Consider the following 19,724-nt stretch of genomic DNA (forward strand, 5'->3'; position numbering starts at 1 on the left):
AATGATAAATGTGGAGTAAATAATAATGAAAGCAGCACGTTTTTATGACCGTGGGGATATTCGGATTGAAGATATTCCAGAGCCTGTCGTTGAAGCTGGAACGGTCGGAATTAAAGTTGCATGGTGTGGGATTTGCGGAACAGATTTGCATGAATTTATGGAAGGCCCAATTTTTATTCCACCTTGCGGGCATCCACATCCTATTTCAGGTGAATCTGCACCAATAACGATGGGGCATGAATTTTCTGGTGTAGTCTATGCCGTAGGTGAAGGTGTTGATGACATTCAGGTCGGACAACATGTCGTGGTTGAACCCTATATTGTGGCTGACGACGTACCGACAGGGCCGGGGGATAACTACCATCTTTCTAAAAATATGAACTTTATTGGTTTAGGTGGCCGTGGTGGTGGTTTATCGGAAAAAATTGCGGTTAAACGCCGTTGGGTGCACCCAATTTCTGACAAGATTCCTCTAGATCAGGCTGCATTAATTGAACCCTTGTCGGTTGGACATCATGCCTTTGTTCGTAGTGGTGCTAAAGCAGGTGATGTTGCTTTGGTCGGCGGTGCAGGGCCAATTGGATTATTGCTGTCTTCAATTTTAAAGGCCAAAGGTTTAACGGTCATTATCACTGAATTGAGTGCGAAACGAAAAGAAAAAGCCAAAGAATCAGGCGTTGCCGATTATATTCTTGATCCATCGCAAGTTGATGTTGTTGCTGAGGTCATGAAAATCACCAATGATCTTGGTGTTGATGTGGCTTTTGAATGCAGTAGCGTGAATAAAGTTCTAGATACCTTGGTTGCAGCCGTTAAACCAACAGGTGTCGTGGTGATTGTGTCGATCTGGAGTCATCCAGCAACGATTAACGTGCACAGTGTGGTGATGAAAGAGCTTGATGTGCGCGGCACAATTGCTTATGTGAATGATCATCAAGAAACCATTAAGTTGGTTGAAGAAGGCAAAATTAATTTAGAACCTTTTATCACTCAGCGCATTCAACTCGATGATTTGGTATCGCAAGGTTTTGAAACCTTGATTCATAATAATGAGTCGGCTGTAAAAATTATTGTGCATCCTTAGTTTGAAATTTATTTCAAAAAATGAAAAAAGCAGCATAAATTTATGCTGCTTTTTTATGAGATTTGATTCAACGTCACTTAGTTTAGTGTTGGCATTGAAAATTGTTTACCTTCACGTACATTGGCAGAAGGCCAACGCTGAGTAATGGTTTTTCGATGCGTATAGAAACGTGCGCCATCTGGTCCATAGGCATATAAATCACCAAACAATGAGCGTTTCCAACCACCAAAGCTATGGTAAGCAACAGGAACAGGCAAAGGTACATTAATGCCGACCATACCTACCTGAATATGGTCAGAGAAATAACGCGCAGCTTCACCATCTCGAGTATAAATACAAGTACCATTGCCATATTCATGATCATCGATTAGTTTCATAGCTTCTTGCATGGTGCTGACACGTACAATTTGTAGTACAGGACCAAAAATTTCTTGCTGATAGCTGCTCATGTCTGGCGTGACTTGGTCAATGAGCGTTGCGCCAACGAAGAACCCATTTTCATAGCCTTGTGGTGCTACATGGCGGCCATCGACTACAATCTTAGCACCTTGTTTTTCTGCACTATCAATATGTGTAATCACTTTCGCTTTATGTTCGGCTGTAATCACTGGGCCAAAATCATTAGATTTGTCTGCAAAATGTCCAAATTTCAGTTTTCCAATTTCAGTTTTAAGTTTTTCAATCACGACATCAGCGATTTCATCACCAACAGCAACGGCAACAGAAAGAGCCATGCAGCGTTCGCCTGATGAACCGAATGCAGCGCCTAATAAAGAATTCACCACATTATCAACGTCTGCATCTGGCATAATGATGGCATGGTTTTTTGCACCACCTAGTGCTTGACAGCGTTTGCCTGCTGCTGTTGCGGTTTTATAAATATATTCTGCAATTGGGGTTGAACCCACAAAACTCACAGCCTGAATACGGCGGTCTTGTAAGAGTGTATCGACAGCCTCTTTATCACCATTGACTAAATTGAATACGCCATCTGGCAAGCCTGCCTCTTTGAGTAATTGTGCAATATAGAGTGTAGATGATGGGTCTCGTTCTGAAGGTTTTAAAATAAAACAGTTACCACAAACTATCGCCATTGGAAACATCCAAAGTGGAACCATGATGGGAAAGTTAAATGGTGTAATACCTGCAACTACACCAAGTGGCTGTAGTTCACTCCAAGAATCAATATTCGGACCTACATTTTTAGAAAATTCGCCTTTTAAGAATTCTGGCGCACCACAGGCATATTCCACATTTTCAATGCCACGCTGTAATTCTCCAGCGGCATCATGTACAATTTTGCCATGTTCTAAACCAATTAATTCACAGATTTTATCTGCATGTTGTTCTAAAAGTTCTTTAAATTTAAACATGATACGAGCACGTTTAATCACAGGTGTATTGCGCCATGCTGGAAAGGCTTGTTCTGCGGCAGCAATTGCTTCCTCAACCGTAGCTTTACTGGCAATTGCAACTTGTTTTAAAATTTCACCTGTCGCTGGGTTATATACGGCTTGAGTGCGAGCTGTATCCGTTGATAGTTGACCGTTAATAAAATGTCCGATGATTTCCATATAAATGACCTCGATAAAAACTAAAAATTAAGTCCAAAGTTGTTGATATAAGTTCACCATTTCTGCAATGGTGGGAACACGTGGATTATTATTTGGTGAACCTGATGCCAAGGCTTGCTGCGCCATTGTTTCAACTATTGCATCAAACTCAGCTTTATCTACACCAAATTCAGCTAAAGTTGGAACCTGTAACGACTGATTAATATCCTTTAATGCATCAATAAGTTTGTTATTTGCAACATCTAGAGTATCTTCTTGTGTTGCAATACCAATAGCTCTGGCACAATCTGCATATTTTTCTGGTGCATTAGGGATTGAATATTCGGTAATCATTGGTAGCAACATGGCATTAGAAAGACCGTGAGGTACATGGAAAAATGCCCCAATAGGACGACTCATTCCATGTACCAAGGCAACTGAAGCATTATTAAAGGCGATTCCTGCGAGTGTTGCACCGAGCATCATCGCTTCCCGAGCTGTTTTATCTTCAGGGTTAAAATAGACCTTTTTCAAATTAGGACCAATGAGCTGCATTGCAGCCAATGCTTGAGTATCGCTATATAAATTAGATTTTTTACTGACATAAGCCTCGATTGCATGTGTTAAAGCATCAATGCCAGTATCGGCAGTTGTACGTGCAGGCAAACTCAAGGTCAATTCATAATCAATAATTGCTGCGACTGGCATAAAGCCGATGCCTACACAAAGCATTTTTTCATTACTTTCATCATCCGTGATAATCGTAAAACGTGTAGCTTCAGAGCCTGTTCCAGCGGTTGTTGGGACAGCAATAATAGGTAACCCTTGTTCAGTGACTTGACGTGGGAACCTATAATCACGAATATGGCCTCCATGTTTGCCTAAAATACTCATCGCTTTGGCACTATCAATTGGGCTACCACCACCAACAGCAATAATTGAGTCATATTGATGTTCGCGAATATGACGAACACCTGCTTCAATTGAACCTGATGTTGGTTCTGGAATAGTGTCATCAAAATAATTAGAGCTTATTCCCGAATCTAATAAAATGTTTTGAATATCCTTAATATAGCCTAGTTTTACCATTATTTTATCGGTAATAATCAATGGCTTATGACAACCAAGACTTTTTAATATTTCAGGTATATTTTTTCTAGAATGTGCACCCACCTGCATCACTCTTGGTAATAAAATATTATGTGACATACAAATATCCTTCCTCTTTAGATCCAAATTATATTCAGAGTAATTTTCAATAACGATACATTTCGTATCAACTGTGTTTTAAGTTAAAAAAATTAGCTATATATTTGCTTTATTTACACCCAACCAGTCATGTAATAAACACCGATCACAACAAAAGCAGAAAGGATTTTGAAAATAGTAATACCAAAAATATCTTTATAGGCTTCCCGATGTGTTAAGCCTGTGACGGTTAAAAGAGTAATCACAGCACCATTATGTGGCAGGGTATCCATTCCTCCTGATGCCATTGCGGCAACACGATGCATGACTTCCATAGGAATATGGGCTTGAGTCGCCATAGTTTGAAATTGTTCAGACATGGCACCTAATGCAATACTTAACCCTCCAGATGCAGAACCCGTAATCCCTGCCAAAATATTGACCGTGATGGCTTCATTAAGTAATGGATCACTAATACCATGCAAAGAATTGGCAACAATGAGAAAGCCTGGTAATGCCGCGATTACTGCACCAAAACCATATTCTGTTCCTGTATTCATTGCGGCTAACATAGCACCTGCAATAGCAGATTGAGTATTTTCTGAAAAATGGCTAAAAATAGTTTTAAAACTAAATAACATGATGCAAAGAATGCCACTGCACAATGCACCAATAACTGCCCAAATCGCCAAAACTTTTTTGATATCCAGATTCATCGCTTCTTTCATACCAGCTAACTGAAAAGCAAAGCTATCGGAGTACCACGCAGGAATCATATGGGTAAGAGTCAAGTTCATAATCCCCACAACAACTAATGGTAATAATGCGATGATTGGTGATGGTAATTTTAAATCTGCGGCAATAGTTGGTTCATTTCGTAAATTCGTGCCATAACCTTCATTATTCAGTTGAGCCTTTTTACGTTTACGTTCTAAGTAAATTAGACCAACTGTAAGAATAAAAATTGAGCCAATAATACCCAATGTAGGTGCAGCCCAAGCAGTGGTGTTAAAAAATGAAGTAGGAATAATATTCTGGATCTGAGGGGTACCAGGCATCGCATCCATAGTAAATGTTAGTGCACCTAAAATAATAGTTGCGGGAATAAGTCTTTTGGGAATGTTGCTTTGGCGAAACATCTCTGCTGCAAAAGGATAGACTGCAAAAACAACAACAAATAGTGAAACGCCACCATAAGTTAATAAACCACAAATCGTTACAATCACTGGAATTGCTCGATGTGCACCTAAAATCTTAATCACTGCTTGCACAATTGAACGTGCAAAACCAGAAATCTCAATCAGTTTTCCAAATAATGCACCAAGCAAAAAGACGGGAAAGTAAAGCTTGATAAATCCCACCATTTTTTCCATAAAAATTGCAGAAAAAGCAGGTGCAACATCTATCGGTGTTGTTAGAAATACTGCTGCCAAAGCAATGATCGGTGCAACGAGAATTACACTGAAACCACGATAGGCAGCAATCATTAATGTTGCTAAAGCAACAATCGTAATAATTACACTCATGAAATTGATATCCATATCAATGTTATTTAATAATGATACGAAATGTATCATTATTAAATAAATAGCATAAAGTTTAGACAATAGAAATAGATAAATTTATAAAAAATTAAATATATTTGATAACATATTGAATAAAAATGAAAAATATACAAAAGGCACTCGTTAAGATTAAAAGAGTGCCTTTGAGGGGGGAATATAAGTAAACGATATTATTTGTCTTTTTTATTTTAAAGAGCTCTGAATATGTAAATTTAGATCATTTGCAGCTTGGCGCAGATCATCTTCAAATGAAACAAGATCTTCTAATGATTTACGTATAGTAGGGGCATGGGTATATAAGCTTGCTAAAATTTTTCCATTAGGGTGAAAAATAGGTACTGAACAGGCTACCATACCTGCAATGAATTCCTCATTGTCTGTTCCTAAAGCATTTTGGCGAATGGTTTGAATGTCTTTTTCTAGTGCTTCAGAACCAATAATTGTATTTTTAGTATAGGGCGTCATTGGAATATTTCTGAGAATATTGGCGCGCTTTTCGGCATCAAGATAACTTAAAAATAATTTACCACTCGAGGTACACCATAATGGGACTGTCGATCCTACAGGGAGATAAACTTGCAAAGGCCAGTTAGTCTGAACGCGATCGACATACAGCATGTGGTTTTCTTGAAGAATTGCAATGCCACATGTTTCTCCAATTTTGTTGGATAAATTTTCAAGAATTGAAATTCGTTCAATGCGAAATTTTTCATTATCCCAAACATTAAACAAAAGCTTTTTTACCCTTGAACCTGTAAGGAGGCCGCCATATAAGTCAACTTTGACATAACCTTCTTTTTCTAAGAATTGAATGAGCCGATGAATACTGGGTTTAGGAATATCAAGGGCAATTGAGAGGTCGAGTGGTGAGGGAGGATGCTTCGCTTCACCTATTGCTTCTAGGATTTCTAAAACTCGAGTAATGGATGAGCCTTTTTTCTTAATTTGATCCGTCATTGGTCTTGCCTTATTTGAAAATTAAATGTTAAAAAAAGCTGTATATTTTTCAATATACAGCTTTGGAAATACTGAGAAAACTAAAATTTACACGGTAAAATCATCACCCAAATATACTTCACGGACAGTTGTATTTTCCAAAATTTCTTGTGGCGTACCTTCTGCAATAACGGAGCCTTCACTGACAATATAAGCTTTTTCACAGATTGCCAGTGTTTCACGCACGTTATGGTCGGTAATTAACACTCCAATCCCACGTGATTTAAGGTTTTGAATAATCTCTTTAATGTCACCCACAGAGATTGGGTCGACACCTGCAAAAGGTTCATCAAGAAGCATAAATTTTGGGTCGGCAGCCAAAGCGCGGGCGATTTCTGCACGACGACGTTCACCACCAGAAACACTCATTCCTAAAGAATCTTTAATATGGCTGATTTTAAAATCTTCCAATAATTCTTTCAGGCGTTGTTCGCGTTGAGCTTTGTTTAGCTCTTTGCGTGTTTCTAAAATGGCCATGATGTTTTCACCAATGGTCAATTTACGAAAAATAGATGCTTCTTGTGGAAGGTAGCCTAAGCCCTTACGTGCCCGTTCATGCATTGCAAAGTGAGATAAATCTTGATCATCAAGATGGATTTCACCTTTATCCATACGGACAAGTCCAACAACCATATAAAAGCTTGTGGTTTTACCCGCACCATTTGGACCAAGCAAGCCAACAATTTGTCCACTTTGCATTTTAAAGGATACGTCTTTGACCACCCAGCGTTTATTATAGTTTTTCGCTAAGTGTTTAATGCAGAGGGTTTGCGGCTGATTTAGCGCATCACTCATTTACTTTTTGCTCCTGGCTTGGAGGTTGAACTATTTGGTGGAATTACAATTTGAACACGTCCATGATTTTGAGATGGGCTAGTAGAGGTTGCAGAACCATTTGATGAACTACCGATGGCTTCAATGTCACCTTTATTCATGCTATAGCGTAAAGTTGCACCACGCACACTCGCACCATCCTGATTGACAAACGCATTGCCTGTCAGCGTAATAATGCCTGTGTCTGCATTGTAGACGATTTTTTGTCCTTCACCTTTGGCAAGTCCTTTACTCTGATCGGTTTTTTGCTGGAAACGAGCAGGGCGTCCAAGTGCAGTTACAGTGCTGATCTGACGATTCGAGTTAAGCTGTGCTGTTACCGTATCTGCCTGTAGTTTCATTGTCCCTTGTTCAATAATGACATTACCTGAATAGGTGGTATAACCTGTTTTATCATTATAGGTTGCACGGTCAGCCACTAAAGAAACGGGTTGATTACGGTCTGAAGGTAAAGCATAGGCCGATATTGCAGAAACAGACAAAGCACCTACAATTGCAACTTTTAGGAAAGCTTTACGAGATAGTTTAGGATTTTGGAACATACTTTCCTCGAATATGGAAAAAATCATATTGTCCTGTTGTAAAGTCAGCCTTCAAGCCTTGACTCACAAATTGGCTCTGGGGAGAGTCAACATTGACAAGATGGTCAGTTTCGATTTGTTTCGTTTTTGGATAGCCAATAAGTTTATCTGTTGTTAAAGTCATAATACCTTGAGTTGTATTTCGATGTGCAATCACCTGACCTGTTAACACGATTTTCTGATTGTCATTAAAACCTTCTGCTTTAGATGCATAATAATTGGCATCTTCTTTGCCTTTATTATAAGTCGTTGCTCTGAAATTCAACAGTTCAGAAGTATTATTTAATTTATTCTGAGACATCTCATCAACAGATGCCCGAGCAGATAAATGTCCGTTTACATCTGTCTGAGTGACTTTTACGTCTTTGGCGGCATAGGTAAGGTTGGGCGAAGAAGTATTATCTAGTTTCTTACTCTTACCACTGTAATAATAGTAACCACCGCTTACGGTCGCAACCACAAGGGCAACAATATATAAACTCTTTGTATCCATAAGCGTCGTAGTGTATCAAACAAAATTCAGTTAAAGATTAATGAGGTGTCGCTAAATATTTTTCAAGCAGGTCTTGGTAGACATCTTGTGCTTGTAATAACATATCGCACACTTCACGCACAGCACCTCGACCACCCATCGCCTGTGTGACCAAGTCGGCACGGCGACGAACTTCTAAATGCCCATTGGGTACGGTCACTTTCATTCCTGCAATCGCAAAAGCAGAAAGATCAGGCCAGTCATCACCCATATATAAACAATCTTCAGGGGTTAAACCGAGTTCTGCACACGCTTCACGTAAAGCAGTTCCTTTGTCTTCTCGGCCCTGAAAAACCAGATCAACACCCAAATCGGACATGCGTTTGTCGACAATATTGCTTTTACGCCCCGTGATGATGATAACTTTTAAACCTGCCTGTTGCACAAGTTTCATGCCTAGGCCATCACGAATATCAAACGATTTAATTTCGTCACCTGTATTGGTCAGGGTAACAAAACCATCACTTAAAATACCATCGACATCTAAAACTAATGCTTTTATATGGCGTGCCTGTTCCAATAAAATATACGATGCCATATTAAGCGACTCCTGCGGCAATTAAGTCATGCATGCTAATGACACCAATCACTTTATTTTCAGCATCAACCACAACAAACTGGTTGATTTTTTTATCACGTAATTTTTCAAGTGCTTTTACGGCACGAATATCTGCGGTAATCGTTGCAGGATTTTTAATCATGACATCTGAAACAGGTAAATTCACGTCAAACCCTTGTTGACGGTCAATTAAACGACGAAGATCTCCATCGGTGAAAATACCAAGAAGGACATCATTTTCATCTACAACCGTGGTTAATCCAAGACGTTTGTCGCTAATTTCGTAAAGTACCTGATTCATTGGTGTTTCTGGTCTTACTTTAGGTAATTCAGCACCTGTATGCATAAGATGTTTTACATGTAAAAGTAAACGCTTTCCTAGCGCTCCAGCAGGATGCGAGCGAGCAAAATCATCCGAAGTAAAACCACGTGCATCTAATAAGGCAACAGCTAAGGCATCGCCTAGAACCAAGGTTGCTGTTGTACTTGAGGTTGGTGCTAAACCAAGTGGGCAAGCCTCATGTAAATCACCTAAAGTAAGCGCAACATCGGCATTTTGAGGCATTGGCCCTTTATCTGTTCCGCTGATGGTGATGAGAGGAATATCCAAATATTTGATCAGCGGCATTAACATCATAATTTCATCGCTTTTACCCGAATTTGAAATTGCAATGAGTACATCGCCTTTAACCAACATACCAAGGTCGCCATGACCCGCTTCACCAGGATGCATAAAAAACGAAGGCGTTCCTGTCGATGCAAAAGTGGCTGCCATTTTACGACCAATATGCCCAGATTTTCCCATGCCCGTGATTACAAGTCGTCCTTTGCATTGCAAAATAATGTCGCAGGCACGTGTAAATCGATCATCGATTTGAGTTGCTAAAATATCAAGTGCATTTTTTTCAATATCAATGGTTTCTAATGCAACTTTCTTAAAATCAATTTGATTGATCATATGTGGAAAATTCAAAGCTGATTACCCTTAAAACAGATGACTGCATTCACGATGCAATAATTAGGTCTATCTTAGCACAGTTCCGCCAAAGTCACGTTTTCAAATGTTATTTTCACAAGCATATATTTTTTGCGGATAAAACTTTGAGAAGATTGGGCGCATCAGTTATGATGTAATACTATTTTTGTTGAGTGTTTAAAAACGTATGCAACCTTTTGTTTTATATAACTCTGAGCAACGCAGAAAAGTTGATTTTGTACCTCAAAAGGCAGGACATATTGACATGTATGTGTGTGGAATGACCGTCTATGATTATTGTCATATTGGACATGCTCGAGTGATGGTTGCGTTTGACTATATTATCCGCTTCTTGCGTAGTCAGGGTTGGAACGTCAAATATGTACGAAATATCACTGACATTGATGACAAAATTATTAAGCGCGCCAATGAAAATGGTGAAACAATTCAGGCATTAACGACACGCTTTATCGATGCAATGAACGAAGATGCACATCGTCTTGGCTGTTTAGACCCTGATGAAGCACCGAAAGCAACTGAATATATCGATCAAATGCAAAACATGATTGGTACGCTGGTTGATAATGGCACGGCTTATGCTGCGTCAAATGGTGACGTTTATTTTGAAGTTGATAAATTTAAGTCTTATGGTCGTTTGTCTGGTCGTAAACTGGACGACATGCAAGCGGGCGCAAGTGAACGTGTCGATGTAGAAGTAGAAAAGAAACATCCGTTTGACTTTGTTCTGTGGAAACGTGCCAAAGAAAATGAACCTTCATGGAACTCACCTTGGGGCAATGGCCGTCCGGGTTGGCATATTGAATGTTCTGCAATGTCAACGTGTTGCTTGGGAAATCACTTTGACATTCATGGTGGTGGTGGTGATTTGTTATTTCCACATCATGAAAATGAAATTGCACAAAGTGAAGCATCGACAGGCGAACAATATGTCAATTATTGGATGCACGTTGGCTTTGTAAATGTTGATGGTGAAAAAATGTCTAAATCTTTAGGCAACTTTTTTACCATTCGTGATGTAATGGAAAAATTCCACCCTGAAGTGATTCGCTATTTTATTGTGTCTTCGCACTATCGTAGCCCGATTAATTTCTCCGATTTTGCCTTAAAAGAAGCAAAAACATCCTTAACTCGTTTTTATCATTCATTTAAAGCCTATCAACAACGCTTTGGAATCGAAGAACATTCTTCACATCCTGTATATGATGACTACATTGCACGTTTTAATGCCGCAATGTCTGATGACTTTAATACAGCCGAAGCGATTGCGATTTTATTTGAACTCAATAAAGAACTGAACCGTGCTTTAAAAGAAGAGCAGGACGAAGCTGCGCATATGAGCTTCGCAACATTACGTTATCTGACGAATATTTTAGGATTGGCGCAGCATCCAGTTGATGAGTTCTTAAAATCGGACATTGGTCAGGAAGCATTAAGCTTGTCTGATGCAGATATTGAAGATTTTATTCAACAACGTGCCGATGCAAAGAAAGCCAAAGATTTTGCGAAAGCAGATTCAATCCGTCAAGAATTGCTCGAGAAGGGTGTAGTCTTGGAAGACACTCGTCAAGGCACATTGTGGCGTAGAGCTGATTAATTCACCAGTTGAATAGTGGGAGTATTGACTCCCACTAAAATTTCTCTATAATGCGTCCTATTGCGGGAATAGCTCAGTTGGTAGAGCATAACCTTGCCAAGGTTGGGGTCGCGAGTTCGAGTCTCGTTTCCCGCTCCAAAATTTATGGTGTAAATGAATAAGCTGAAAGGTTGAAAATCTTTCGGCTTTTTTTTATGGTTTTGGATATGTGAATGCGTTTTATTATTCATAGATACAGCAGGAACGCTTTTAGCTAATGCACTTGCACAATTTTATAGTTTAGTTTAATAAGCATAGTTGCTATTTAATAAAATTTTAAATCTAAAAATGATGATTAGAGGTGATTGAAATGGGTGCTAAACCAGAGTGCAAAAAGAAATTGCAAACCATTATGAATCAGAATAATTTGACTCAATTGAGTCCTGTTGAATTCAGGGATTTAAATGGCCATCTAATTGTTTTATTAACGATACATTATGATACGACTGTTACATTGATTTCAAAGCCTAATGGGAAACATCCAACCTCTTATAATAGCCCAAGTGCTTTACGTGCAGAATTTGGTGAACCAAATGGCGAAACATATCCTCGGCTATTTTGGAATGGAATCTCACTTTCATCTCTAGGTGTTAGTTGCTGATACTCTCTCTAAAAAACCATGACCATCGTACCATAAATCGATGATCATTAAATTGAGGTTTGGTGATTATGGTTGAAAAAAGTAATTGATTGGGAAAAATTGAACTCGATTATCGAGCAGGTATTAAGTCTCTACGTCAAATTGCAGAATCAGGCATTAGACGTAGAGCAAAGCAATATGAATGGGTTCGTATCTATCTGAAAAATAAAAGCTAAAGCAGATGACATTTGATGCAAATGCTAATGAGGTTGCGTCAGTCCAGTCAGCACATCGCAAGGATATTCAATAGCCGAAGGTACAGGTACTACGCAGAATCACTAACTTTGCCAAATATTATTGAACAAACTGTTTTAAAGTTTTTGACACAACCTTGGCTTTAGGATTTAGAATAGCGGGATTACCCAAGATCTCACCTCAATTCTCTTAGTTTATGTGCATTACCTTCTTTTTGAAGGTTTTTGTTCTAATGTAGTTCTGTTTGGTCACTTGATATGTATTTCGCAGTATAGGTAAACTTGCCGTCTACTTACTATTGCTTTGTGCTATCCCTATATAAGTTTTATCTGGTTACTATAATCAGATAAGTTGAAGCATGATTACGTTATTGAAAATATGGGTGAATATTGAGGAATATAGGAATTTAAAAATTGAGTAAAAACAAAGTAATTGCAGAATTGTTCGATAAAACAAAGCGTAACCAAATTTGGGTTGCACCGATGGCAGGGGTAACTGATCGGCCATTTAGAACTTTATGTAAATACTTTGGTGCAGGTCATGCCGTCAGTGAAATGATGACAGCAGACAAGACCCTTCGCATGAGTAAAAAAAGCTTATATCGAGCGAACTTTGATGGGGAAATTGCGCCTATTTCTGCACAAATCGCAGGTTCTGACCCTGAACAGTTGGCTGAAGCTGCACGCTACCAAGTCGAAAATGGTGCACAAATTGTCGATATTAATATGGGATGTCCAGCCAAGAAAGTCTGCAACAAATTGGCGGGTTCAGCATTATTACAAGATGAAGATTTAGTAGCGCGTATTTTAGATGCGGTTGTTGCAGCAGTTGACGTTCCCGTGACTTTAAAAACACGTTTAGGTTTTTTAAATGGTGAAGAAAATATTATGCGTGTTGCAAAACGGGCGGAGCAGGCAGGTATTGCAGCATTGGCATTACATGGACGCACCCGTGAAGATATGTATTTAAACCATGCAAGATACGATTTAATCAAACAGGTAAAACAAGAAATCTCGATTCCTTTAATTGCCAATGGCGACATCGATACTCCTGAAAAAGCCAAATATGTACTGGATTATACTGGTGCAGATACCATTATGATTGGTCGGGCGGCACAGGGTCGCCCTTGGATTTTTAGGGAAATTGCACATTACTTAAAAACGGGTGAATACCTTGCAGCACCCGATATTCAGGAAGTAAAAGATGTTTTAATGGGGCATTTAGAAGAACTTTATGCCTTTTATGGTGAATATTCAGGCTGTCGAATAGCCCGTAAACACATTGCTTGGTACACCAAAGGTTTGCACAGCAGTAACGAGTTTCGCCAACAAATGTATCAGGTGGAATCGACTCATGAGCAAGCCAAAGTTGTTGCAGATTACTTTGATGGTTTGCTTGCACATGGTCAAAATATGGATGAAGTGCGTGTCGAAATCCATCATCCTTTCGAGGTAAAGACCTAATTCATTTGAGCAAGAATGGCCTGAAAGACATCGATAGCCGGCTTGGCCTGAATTTGAGCAACGCCTGTACCTGCCCAAAATGCACCATAATCTTGACATTGCTGTGAAGCGGCAAGCGCATGTAATTGCTTCGCAATGTCATAGGTATATGGATAGGCTGGGACACATGGGCGTTGTGGTGTATCGATTTCATTGTGCCAATGGTTGAGAATACCTCGTGCAGCACGACCCGAAATGGTCATGGTGAGTTGTGTAATGGGTGAGTCGGTGAGTGCTTGACGATATGCAGCAGTTGCATTTGATTCAGGACAGGCGATAAATGCTGTTCCGAATTGCACAGCCGAAGCACCGAGGTCTAAATAAGTCTGAGCCTGTTGCCCATTCATAACACCACCTGCTGCAACGATTGGAATTTTACAATGTTGTAAGAGCAGTGTGACCAAGTCTTGTGTCAATAATCCGCTTTCGTGTGCTGGATTAAATAGACCCCGATGTCCACCAGCTTCAACTCCTTGGGCAATAATAATATCAATGCCTGCTCGTTCAATTTGCAAAGCCTCGACCAGATTGGTTGCAGTGACCATTGTGATAATCCCTGCTTGTTTGAGTGCTTGGATTTGATGAGCATGCGGTATGCCAAAATGAAAGCTCACGGCTTGAGGGTGTGTTTCTAAAACCAGCTGTAAAAAACCATCATGGTCTAAAAAGCTTGGATAAATGCAATGAAGCTGTTTGGGCGGTTCTGCATTGAATTTTAAAAAATGTGGGCGTAGATAATCAATCCATTGTTGTGCGCTAGATTCATCGAGAGCTTGAGGCTGATGACAAAAGAAGTTCACTTGAAATGGGTGCTCAGTCAGCTTTTGTGTTGCTAAAATTTGTGTACGTGCCTGATCGACTGTGCTTGCACCTAGGCCTAGCGCACCTAACCCGCCTGCATTGGACACTGCTGCAGCAAGTTGTGGAGTGGTTACCCCTGCCATCGGTGAAAGAAATATTGGATGTTGGATTTTAAGTTTTTCTAAAAGAGACATGGGTGCATCCGTGTGTTGCATGTGTTTGTAATTTGATCTTATTGAATGCCAAAAACAAGAAAATGTAAATAAAATATATCTTATGTCGATATTTTTAGTTTTGATTTTTGAAACCTATATACAAATGAAAAGTTCTGAAATGAACATCTTGTACTTATTGATATTTTAATATTCTTACCTTGAAACATTTCAAGATCTTTTGCTGTGTTGTAGATGACATAAGCTACAGATATTTGTAACAGGTTAGACTAAATAAAAATGAGGAACTTCGGTGTTTTTCGAAGCTCCTCCATATAAAAATAATGATTTATAAAGTACGCAAAGAAAATTTAAGCTGTCAACCATTCTCTTAACAACTGCGTTGTTTCGTTAGGGTATTCTAATGGTGGTAAATGCCCACATTCGGGGAAAATATGAAGTTTGGCATTTGGAATACCTTGTTGCATTTCCTGAGCATGATGAAGTGGAGTAACTTGATCTTGCTCACCAACGACAACCAATGTTGGAACTCGAATTTCAGGTAAGAACGAACGGGAGTCGGTACGGTGCATAATTGCAGTTTGCTGGTTTAAAAAGGCCGTTTTTCCAACACGGATAGCCATTGTTTTAATCACATTTGCAATTGGGTCATGCACACGACTTGGATGAATAAGCTGAGGTAATAACTTGTCCGTAACCCCTAAAAATTTTCCGACTTGCATGACTTCAATAGTTGCTTTACGGTGGGCAGCAGCTTTAGGGCTGTCGATACGTGCACTGGTGTCCATAAGGGTAAGCTTTATGATACGCTCAGGTGCGAGGCGTAAAATCTCAAATGCCACATATCCGCCCATAGATAGTGCGATCAAATTAAAGCGTTCAGGTGCGGTTTCTAAAATACGTTCCGCCATAGCAGTCATCGAATGATCGAGTGAAATATCAGCAACCTGACTTTGGCAGATATCTGCTAAACCTTCAATCTGATTTTGCCAAAGTTGGGCATCACAAAGTAAACCTGGGATAAAAACAACAGGCTGTAGCGCTTGCATAAATGATCTAACCTTATTGGGAAAAACGAACAGAAAGAAGGCTCAATAATGCACCAGCAATGGCGAACACTGCGGTGAGTGCAACAATGGCATTCCATCCTCCATGAAGCCAGAACCATCCTCCGAAAGAGCCAATGATACTGGAGCCAAGATAATAAAACAGTAAATATAACGAAGCCGCATGTCCTTTTGCTTCTTTCGCTGTTGCTCCAACGCTACTGCTTGCGACAGAATGGGTGATAAAATATCCTGTGGTCACCAGAATAATCCCAAGCATAATCATTAGGATAGAGCTGAATAGCGTCACGAGAACACCCAAAAACATCAGAATAAATCCACTCACCATCATCGGGCGTTTGCCTAAACGGTCAGATAAACTACCAGCAACAGATGAAGAAACAATCCCAAAAGCATAGACCAAAAAGATCAGACTAATCATGCTTTGGCTGAGTGAATAAGGCGCAAGCGATAAATGAAAAGTTGAATAGTTAAATAGGGTCACAAAAATACTGGTTAGAATAAATCCAATACTATATAGCCGAAGTAATTGTTTATTTTGAAGATGTTTGCGCCATGCTTGAAGATGAAAGCCAAGGTTGAGCCCTGATTTTTTCACAAAGTTGCGAGAGCGAGGTAACAACCATAAAAAGCCAATCGAAAAAACAAAACAGATCATACCAAGGCTTGCGAGTGCCACACGCCAAGACATAAACTCGGTCACAAGTCCCATAAAAACACGACCCATCATCGCACCGAAGGCTGTTCCGCCAATATAAAGCCCCATGGCTTTACCTAAATGTAAGGGATCAATTTCTTCAGCGAGCCAAGCCATTGCAACAGCAGGAACACCTCCCAAAATGAATCCTTCAAGGGCACGAATCACTAATAATGCATGCCAGTGAGTTAAAAAGGCGGCAATAATATTAAGAAGTGAAGCAATGAGCATCGAGGAAAACATCAGGCCTTTACGTCCAACTGCTTGAGAAAATGCACTGGCAAGCACAATAGAAAAAGCGAGAAAACCTGTGGTGAGTGACAGTGCTAAAGAACTGGTGGCAGGGTTGACATGAAAGCTTTGAGTAAATTCGGGCAATAATGGCTGAACACAATAAATCAGAGAAAAACTGGCAAAACCTAACAGGAACAATGCAATGCCAGCACGATAATATTCGGCTGTCCCTTGTTGAATCCAAACGGCAGTCTTGGATTGAGGTGGAATAGGCTGAGCTTTTGGCACCTCAACAGTTTCTGATGTGATGGGTGAGGGAGATGAATTTAACATGGGAAGAGCAGCATGTTCGTGTGATAGGCATACTTTAGCAATTGGGTAGGTATTTTTCTAATATATTTAGCTGGCTAACTTGATATGTTTTATATATACCTTATCCTTGTTATATACATCGAATAAAGAATACATATGGAATTACGACATATTCGTTATTTTCTGATGGCAGCAGAAGAGAAAAATCTGACCAAAGCGGCAGCCAAGCTGGGTATCCGTCAGCCACCTTTGAGCATGCAGATTCGGGATTTAGAAGATGAAATCGGAGCAAGCCTGTTTCATCGAACCGCGCATGGCATTACTTTAACCGAGGCAGGCATGGCTTTTTTGCAGGCAGTCAAACCCCTACAACAACGTGCCGAAGAAGCCATTCAGATTGCAAGGCAAGTTGCCAATGGTGAACAAGGACAACTGCGTGTTGGTTTTACCGGAACGGCTGCATTAAACCCGCTTATTCCTGCTGGAATACGTGAATTTCAGAAAGTTTACCCGCAGGTTGATTTAAAAATTGAAGAAGGAAACTCTGCGGTACTTATCGAAAAAGTATTAGATGACCAACTGGATTTGGTTGTGGTTCGCCCATCCAACCCAATTCCAAAAGATCTAAAAATACAACATTTAAAAGATGAACCATTGGTTGCCGTCATGTCTCAACAGCATCCATTGGCACAGCAGCCTGTAACAGCAGCATTCGATTTGAATCAATTAAAAAATGATGCGTTTATTATGACCCCAACTTCCGAAATTGGCATGGGGTTATACGATGCAATGGTGGAGGCGTGTCGTAAGGTGGGGTTCGAGCCAAAAATTGGTCAACATGCGCCACAACTGGTTTCGATTTTATCACTTGTTTCGGCAAATTTAGGGGTATCTCTTGTGCCAGAATCATCCAAACAAGTGCAGTTAAGCGGCATTCAATATTATGATCTGCAAGAACCGATTCCACAGGTAAGTCTGGCGCTTGCTTATAAGGCTCAGGCGCCGTCACAATGTGCCATTAATTTTGCAAGTGTGATTCAATCATTGTGTCATCAGCAAGATTGATGTATACAATCATCACTTTGAAATTTAAGGAATACATCATGATTCAACGGGGTATTTATCAGCACTACAAAGGGCAGCTTTATCAAGTCTTTCATGTGGCTAAACACAGTGAAACAGAAGAAGCGCATGTGGTGTATCAGTGTTTATATGGTGATTATTCGATGTGGATTCGACCATTGAGTATGTTTACTGAACAGGTGACTTTGGCAGATGGAACAATTTGTCCGCGTTTTCGACTAATGCAAGCGACCAGTTGAGGTTGTAGTGAGTCTGGAAAATATGGATATAGTCTGAGGTCTGAGATTAACCTATGAATGAGATCAATCAGCACATAAAAAGAGATTAAATAATGTGTGAATTATGAATGAATGTAAAAGGATTTTTTTCTCATTCTGATGAATCATCAGTATTAGATATCAGTTGGTAGTGTTTGAAAATTAAGGTTTAACCTGATTTAGAACAAAGCTATTTTTAGAGGAAATAATGTCCTTGATCAATAAGGGAAAAAACTGGCACTAAAATATAAAAATTTTATTTAGAACAAAAATATGAATAATCAGAATGACGTGTGAAGGAGTACAAAACCCATGATATAAACGGTATTCAAACCGTATAAACGATATTTTACAGAATCATGCAGTTAAAAAAACTGCTTAATGTTCTGTCAACCGCGAATAATAAAATCAGCATAACACGGAAAAATAACCATGTTCGATACACAATTTTTAAAACAGCAACAACAGCTTTATCAACGCTACTGCCAACACGATGTGGCACAGGATCACCGTTTGGCACGTTACCGAAATATCGAGCCAGATTCGGCTACATTTTTGGCGCAACAAGTATTGGTTCAACGTAGCCAGAACATTCTGGAAATTGGTACATCAACAGGTTTTTCAACCCTATGGTTGGCAAAAGCCGCAGAAAGTACTCAAGGTCAGATCACAACTTTAGAAATCGATGTTGAACGTAGTCAGATGGCAGCAGCACAATTAGATGCGTTTAAAATACACACGCCAGTGACGTTTTGGGTTGGAGATGCACTTGAATTTTTAAAGCAAAGTCAGCAAAGCTTTGACTTTATTTTGTTAGATGCAGAGCGAGATGCGTATGTTGAATATTGGACATATTTACCGCATTTGTTGAAATCATCTGGAATCTGTATTGTGGATAATGTACTTTCCCATGCAGATCAGGTGATTGATTTTAAAAAACTTGTAGAATCAGATCCATCATTTTTGACCACGACACTTGCCATTGGTGCAGGGTTGATGTGTATTGTTAAGCAATAGCAATATGTGAAAAATGCAAATCATAGACAAGGTATTTTTCGACAAAAGCTGCCTTGTCTTGTGTGCGTAATAAATTTTGATAAACAAACTCAGGTACAGGATGAAATAGTACCGCAGTACCATCCTGATAAAATATTTTTAAATAACGTGAAGTTGGATTGTATTTCCACATCACCACAAATCGGCTTTCATCCATAGGCACCTCAAAATTTCCCCATATTTTG

The 19,724-nt window shown here is 39.5% G+C and carries 20 protein-coding genes and 1 tRNA gene; 8 read left to right on the forward strand and 13 right to left on the reverse strand.

Annotated features, from left to right (window positions below; translation table 11 throughout):
- The first annotated feature begins 25 nt into the window (after nt 1-25).
- The gene (locus tag ABDV70_RS06450; RefSeq protein WP_343596344.1) at nt 26-1,084 is read left to right on the forward strand and encodes a 2,3-butanediol dehydrogenase; all 1,059 of its coding nucleotides are present in this window, start codon (nt 26-28) and stop codon (nt 1,082-1,084) included.
- Between the two features lie 77 nt (nt 1,085-1,161).
- Here the strand turns inward: ABDV70_RS06450 and ABDV70_RS06455 are convergent, their stop codons facing one another.
- The 9 genes from ABDV70_RS06455 to ABDV70_RS06495 form a co-directional block, all read right to left on the reverse strand.
- Complete coding sequence (locus tag ABDV70_RS06455) at nt 1,162-2,658, reverse strand: CoA-acylating methylmalonate-semialdehyde dehydrogenase (RefSeq protein ID WP_343596346.1); 1,497 nt, start codon at nt 2,656-2,658, stop codon at nt 1,162-1,164.
- Between the two features lie 27 nt (nt 2,659-2,685).
- Nucleotides 2,686-3,846, reverse strand: a complete 1,161-nt coding sequence (locus ABDV70_RS06460) for an iron-containing alcohol dehydrogenase (protein WP_343596348.1) — start codon at nt 3,844-3,846, stop codon at nt 2,686-2,688.
- Between the two features lie 113 nt (nt 3,847-3,959).
- Complete coding sequence (locus ABDV70_RS06465; RefSeq protein WP_343596350.1) at nt 3,960-5,351, reverse strand: GntP family permease; 1,392 nt, start codon at nt 5,349-5,351, stop codon at nt 3,960-3,962.
- Between the two features lie 222 nt (nt 5,352-5,573).
- A complete protein-coding gene (locus ABDV70_RS06470) occupies nt 5,574-6,347 on the reverse strand; it encodes an IclR family transcriptional regulator (protein ID WP_343596352.1) in 774 nt (257 codons plus the stop codon).
- Nucleotides 6,348-6,434: 87 nt separating this feature from the next.
- Entirely contained in the window at nt 6,435-7,181 is a 747-nt protein-coding gene (gene lptB / locus ABDV70_RS06475) for an LPS export ABC transporter ATP-binding protein (RefSeq protein ID WP_343596353.1), read from the reverse strand.
- Complete coding sequence (gene lptA / locus ABDV70_RS06480; protein WP_343596355.1) at nt 7,178-7,762, reverse strand: lipopolysaccharide transport periplasmic protein LptA; 585 nt, start codon at nt 7,760-7,762, stop codon at nt 7,178-7,180. Before lptA ends, lptB begins: the two co-directional genes overlap by 4 nt.
- The gene (gene lptC / locus ABDV70_RS06485; RefSeq protein ID WP_343596356.1) at nt 7,746-8,294 is read right to left on the reverse strand and encodes an LPS export ABC transporter periplasmic protein LptC; all 549 of its coding nucleotides are present in this window, start codon (nt 8,292-8,294) and stop codon (nt 7,746-7,748) included. Before lptC ends, lptA begins: the two co-directional genes overlap by 17 nt.
- A 37-nt stretch (nt 8,295-8,331) precedes the next feature.
- A complete protein-coding gene (locus ABDV70_RS06490) occupies nt 8,332-8,871 on the reverse strand; it encodes an HAD-IIIA family hydrolase (RefSeq protein WP_343596358.1) in 540 nt (179 codons plus the stop codon).
- A gap of 1 nt (nt 8,872) precedes the next feature.
- The gene (locus ABDV70_RS06495; protein ID WP_343596359.1) at nt 8,873-9,850 is read right to left on the reverse strand and encodes a KpsF/GutQ family sugar-phosphate isomerase; all 978 of its coding nucleotides are present in this window, start codon (nt 9,848-9,850) and stop codon (nt 8,873-8,875) included.
- A 205-nt stretch (nt 9,851-10,055) separates the two neighbouring features.
- Between ABDV70_RS06495 and cysS the strand changes: the two genes are divergently transcribed.
- The 4 genes from cysS (at nt 10,056) to dusB (ending at nt 13,820) form a co-directional block, all read left to right on the forward strand.
- Nucleotides 10,056-11,483: a cysteine--tRNA ligase gene (cysS, locus tag ABDV70_RS06500; protein ID WP_343596360.1), complete on the forward strand. Its 1,428-nt coding sequence runs from the start codon at nt 10,056-10,058 to the stop codon at nt 11,481-11,483.
- A 62-nt stretch (nt 11,484-11,545) separates the two neighbouring features.
- Nucleotides 11,546-11,621: transfer RNA gene (locus tag ABDV70_RS06505), tRNA-Gly, on the forward strand.
- 211 nt (nt 11,622-11,832) lie between these two features.
- A complete protein-coding gene (locus ABDV70_RS06510; protein ID WP_343596362.1) occupies nt 11,833-12,123 on the forward strand; it encodes a hypothetical protein in 291 nt (96 codons plus the stop codon).
- Between the two features lie 674 nt (nt 12,124-12,797).
- Nucleotides 12,798-13,820, forward strand: coding sequence for a tRNA dihydrouridine synthase DusB (gene dusB / locus ABDV70_RS06515; RefSeq protein ID WP_343596447.1), 1,023 nt, complete (start codon nt 12,798-12,800; stop codon nt 13,818-13,820).
- Here dusB and ABDV70_RS06520 read toward each other — a convergent pair.
- The 3 genes from ABDV70_RS06520 to ABDV70_RS06530 all read right to left on the reverse strand — a co-directional run bounded on the left by ABDV70_RS06520 (nt 13,817) and on the right by ABDV70_RS06530 (nt 17,164).
- Nucleotides 13,817-14,854 carry a nitronate monooxygenase gene (locus ABDV70_RS06520; protein ID WP_343596364.1) on the reverse strand — a complete coding sequence of 346 codons (1,038 nt, stop codon included), beginning with the start codon at nt 14,852-14,854 and terminating at the stop codon, nt 13,817-13,819. The two genes, dusB and ABDV70_RS06520, sit on opposite strands and share 4 nt — an antisense overlap.
- Nucleotides 14,855-15,183: 329 nt before the next feature.
- Complete coding sequence (locus ABDV70_RS06525; RefSeq protein WP_343596366.1) at nt 15,184-15,882, reverse strand: alpha/beta fold hydrolase; 699 nt, start codon at nt 15,880-15,882, stop codon at nt 15,184-15,186.
- 13 nt (nt 15,883-15,895) lie between these two features.
- Entirely contained in the window at nt 15,896-17,164 is a 1,269-nt protein-coding gene (locus ABDV70_RS06530; protein WP_343596368.1) for an MFS transporter, read from the reverse strand.
- A gap of 135 nt (nt 17,165-17,299) precedes the next feature.
- Between ABDV70_RS06530 and ABDV70_RS06535 the strand changes: the two genes are divergently transcribed.
- The 3 genes from ABDV70_RS06535 (at nt 17,300) to ABDV70_RS06545 (ending at nt 19,500) form a co-directional block, all read left to right on the forward strand.
- Nucleotides 17,300-18,208: a LysR family transcriptional regulator gene (locus tag ABDV70_RS06535; protein WP_343596370.1), complete on the forward strand. Its 909-nt coding sequence runs from the start codon at nt 17,300-17,302 to the stop codon at nt 18,206-18,208.
- Between the two features lie 35 nt (nt 18,209-18,243).
- On the forward strand, nt 18,244-18,465 hold the full coding sequence (locus ABDV70_RS06540) for a DUF1653 domain-containing protein (protein WP_343596449.1): 222 nt from the start codon (nt 18,244-18,246) through the stop codon (nt 18,463-18,465).
- Nucleotides 18,466-18,915: 450 nt separating this feature from the next.
- On the forward strand, nt 18,916-19,500 hold the full coding sequence (locus tag ABDV70_RS06545) for a class I SAM-dependent methyltransferase (protein WP_343596372.1): 585 nt from the start codon (nt 18,916-18,918) through the stop codon (nt 19,498-19,500).
- Here the strand turns inward: ABDV70_RS06545 and ABDV70_RS06550 are convergent.
- Entirely contained in the window at nt 19,490-19,696 is a 207-nt protein-coding gene (locus ABDV70_RS06550; protein WP_343596374.1) for a KTSC domain-containing protein, read from the reverse strand. The genes ABDV70_RS06545 and ABDV70_RS06550 overlap by 11 nt on opposite strands.
- Nucleotides 19,697-19,724 lie beyond the last annotated feature (28 nt).

It is taken from the genome of Acinetobacter sp. (assembly GCF_039596015.1).
Lineage (GTDB): Bacteria > Pseudomonadota > Gammaproteobacteria > Pseudomonadales > Moraxellaceae > Acinetobacter.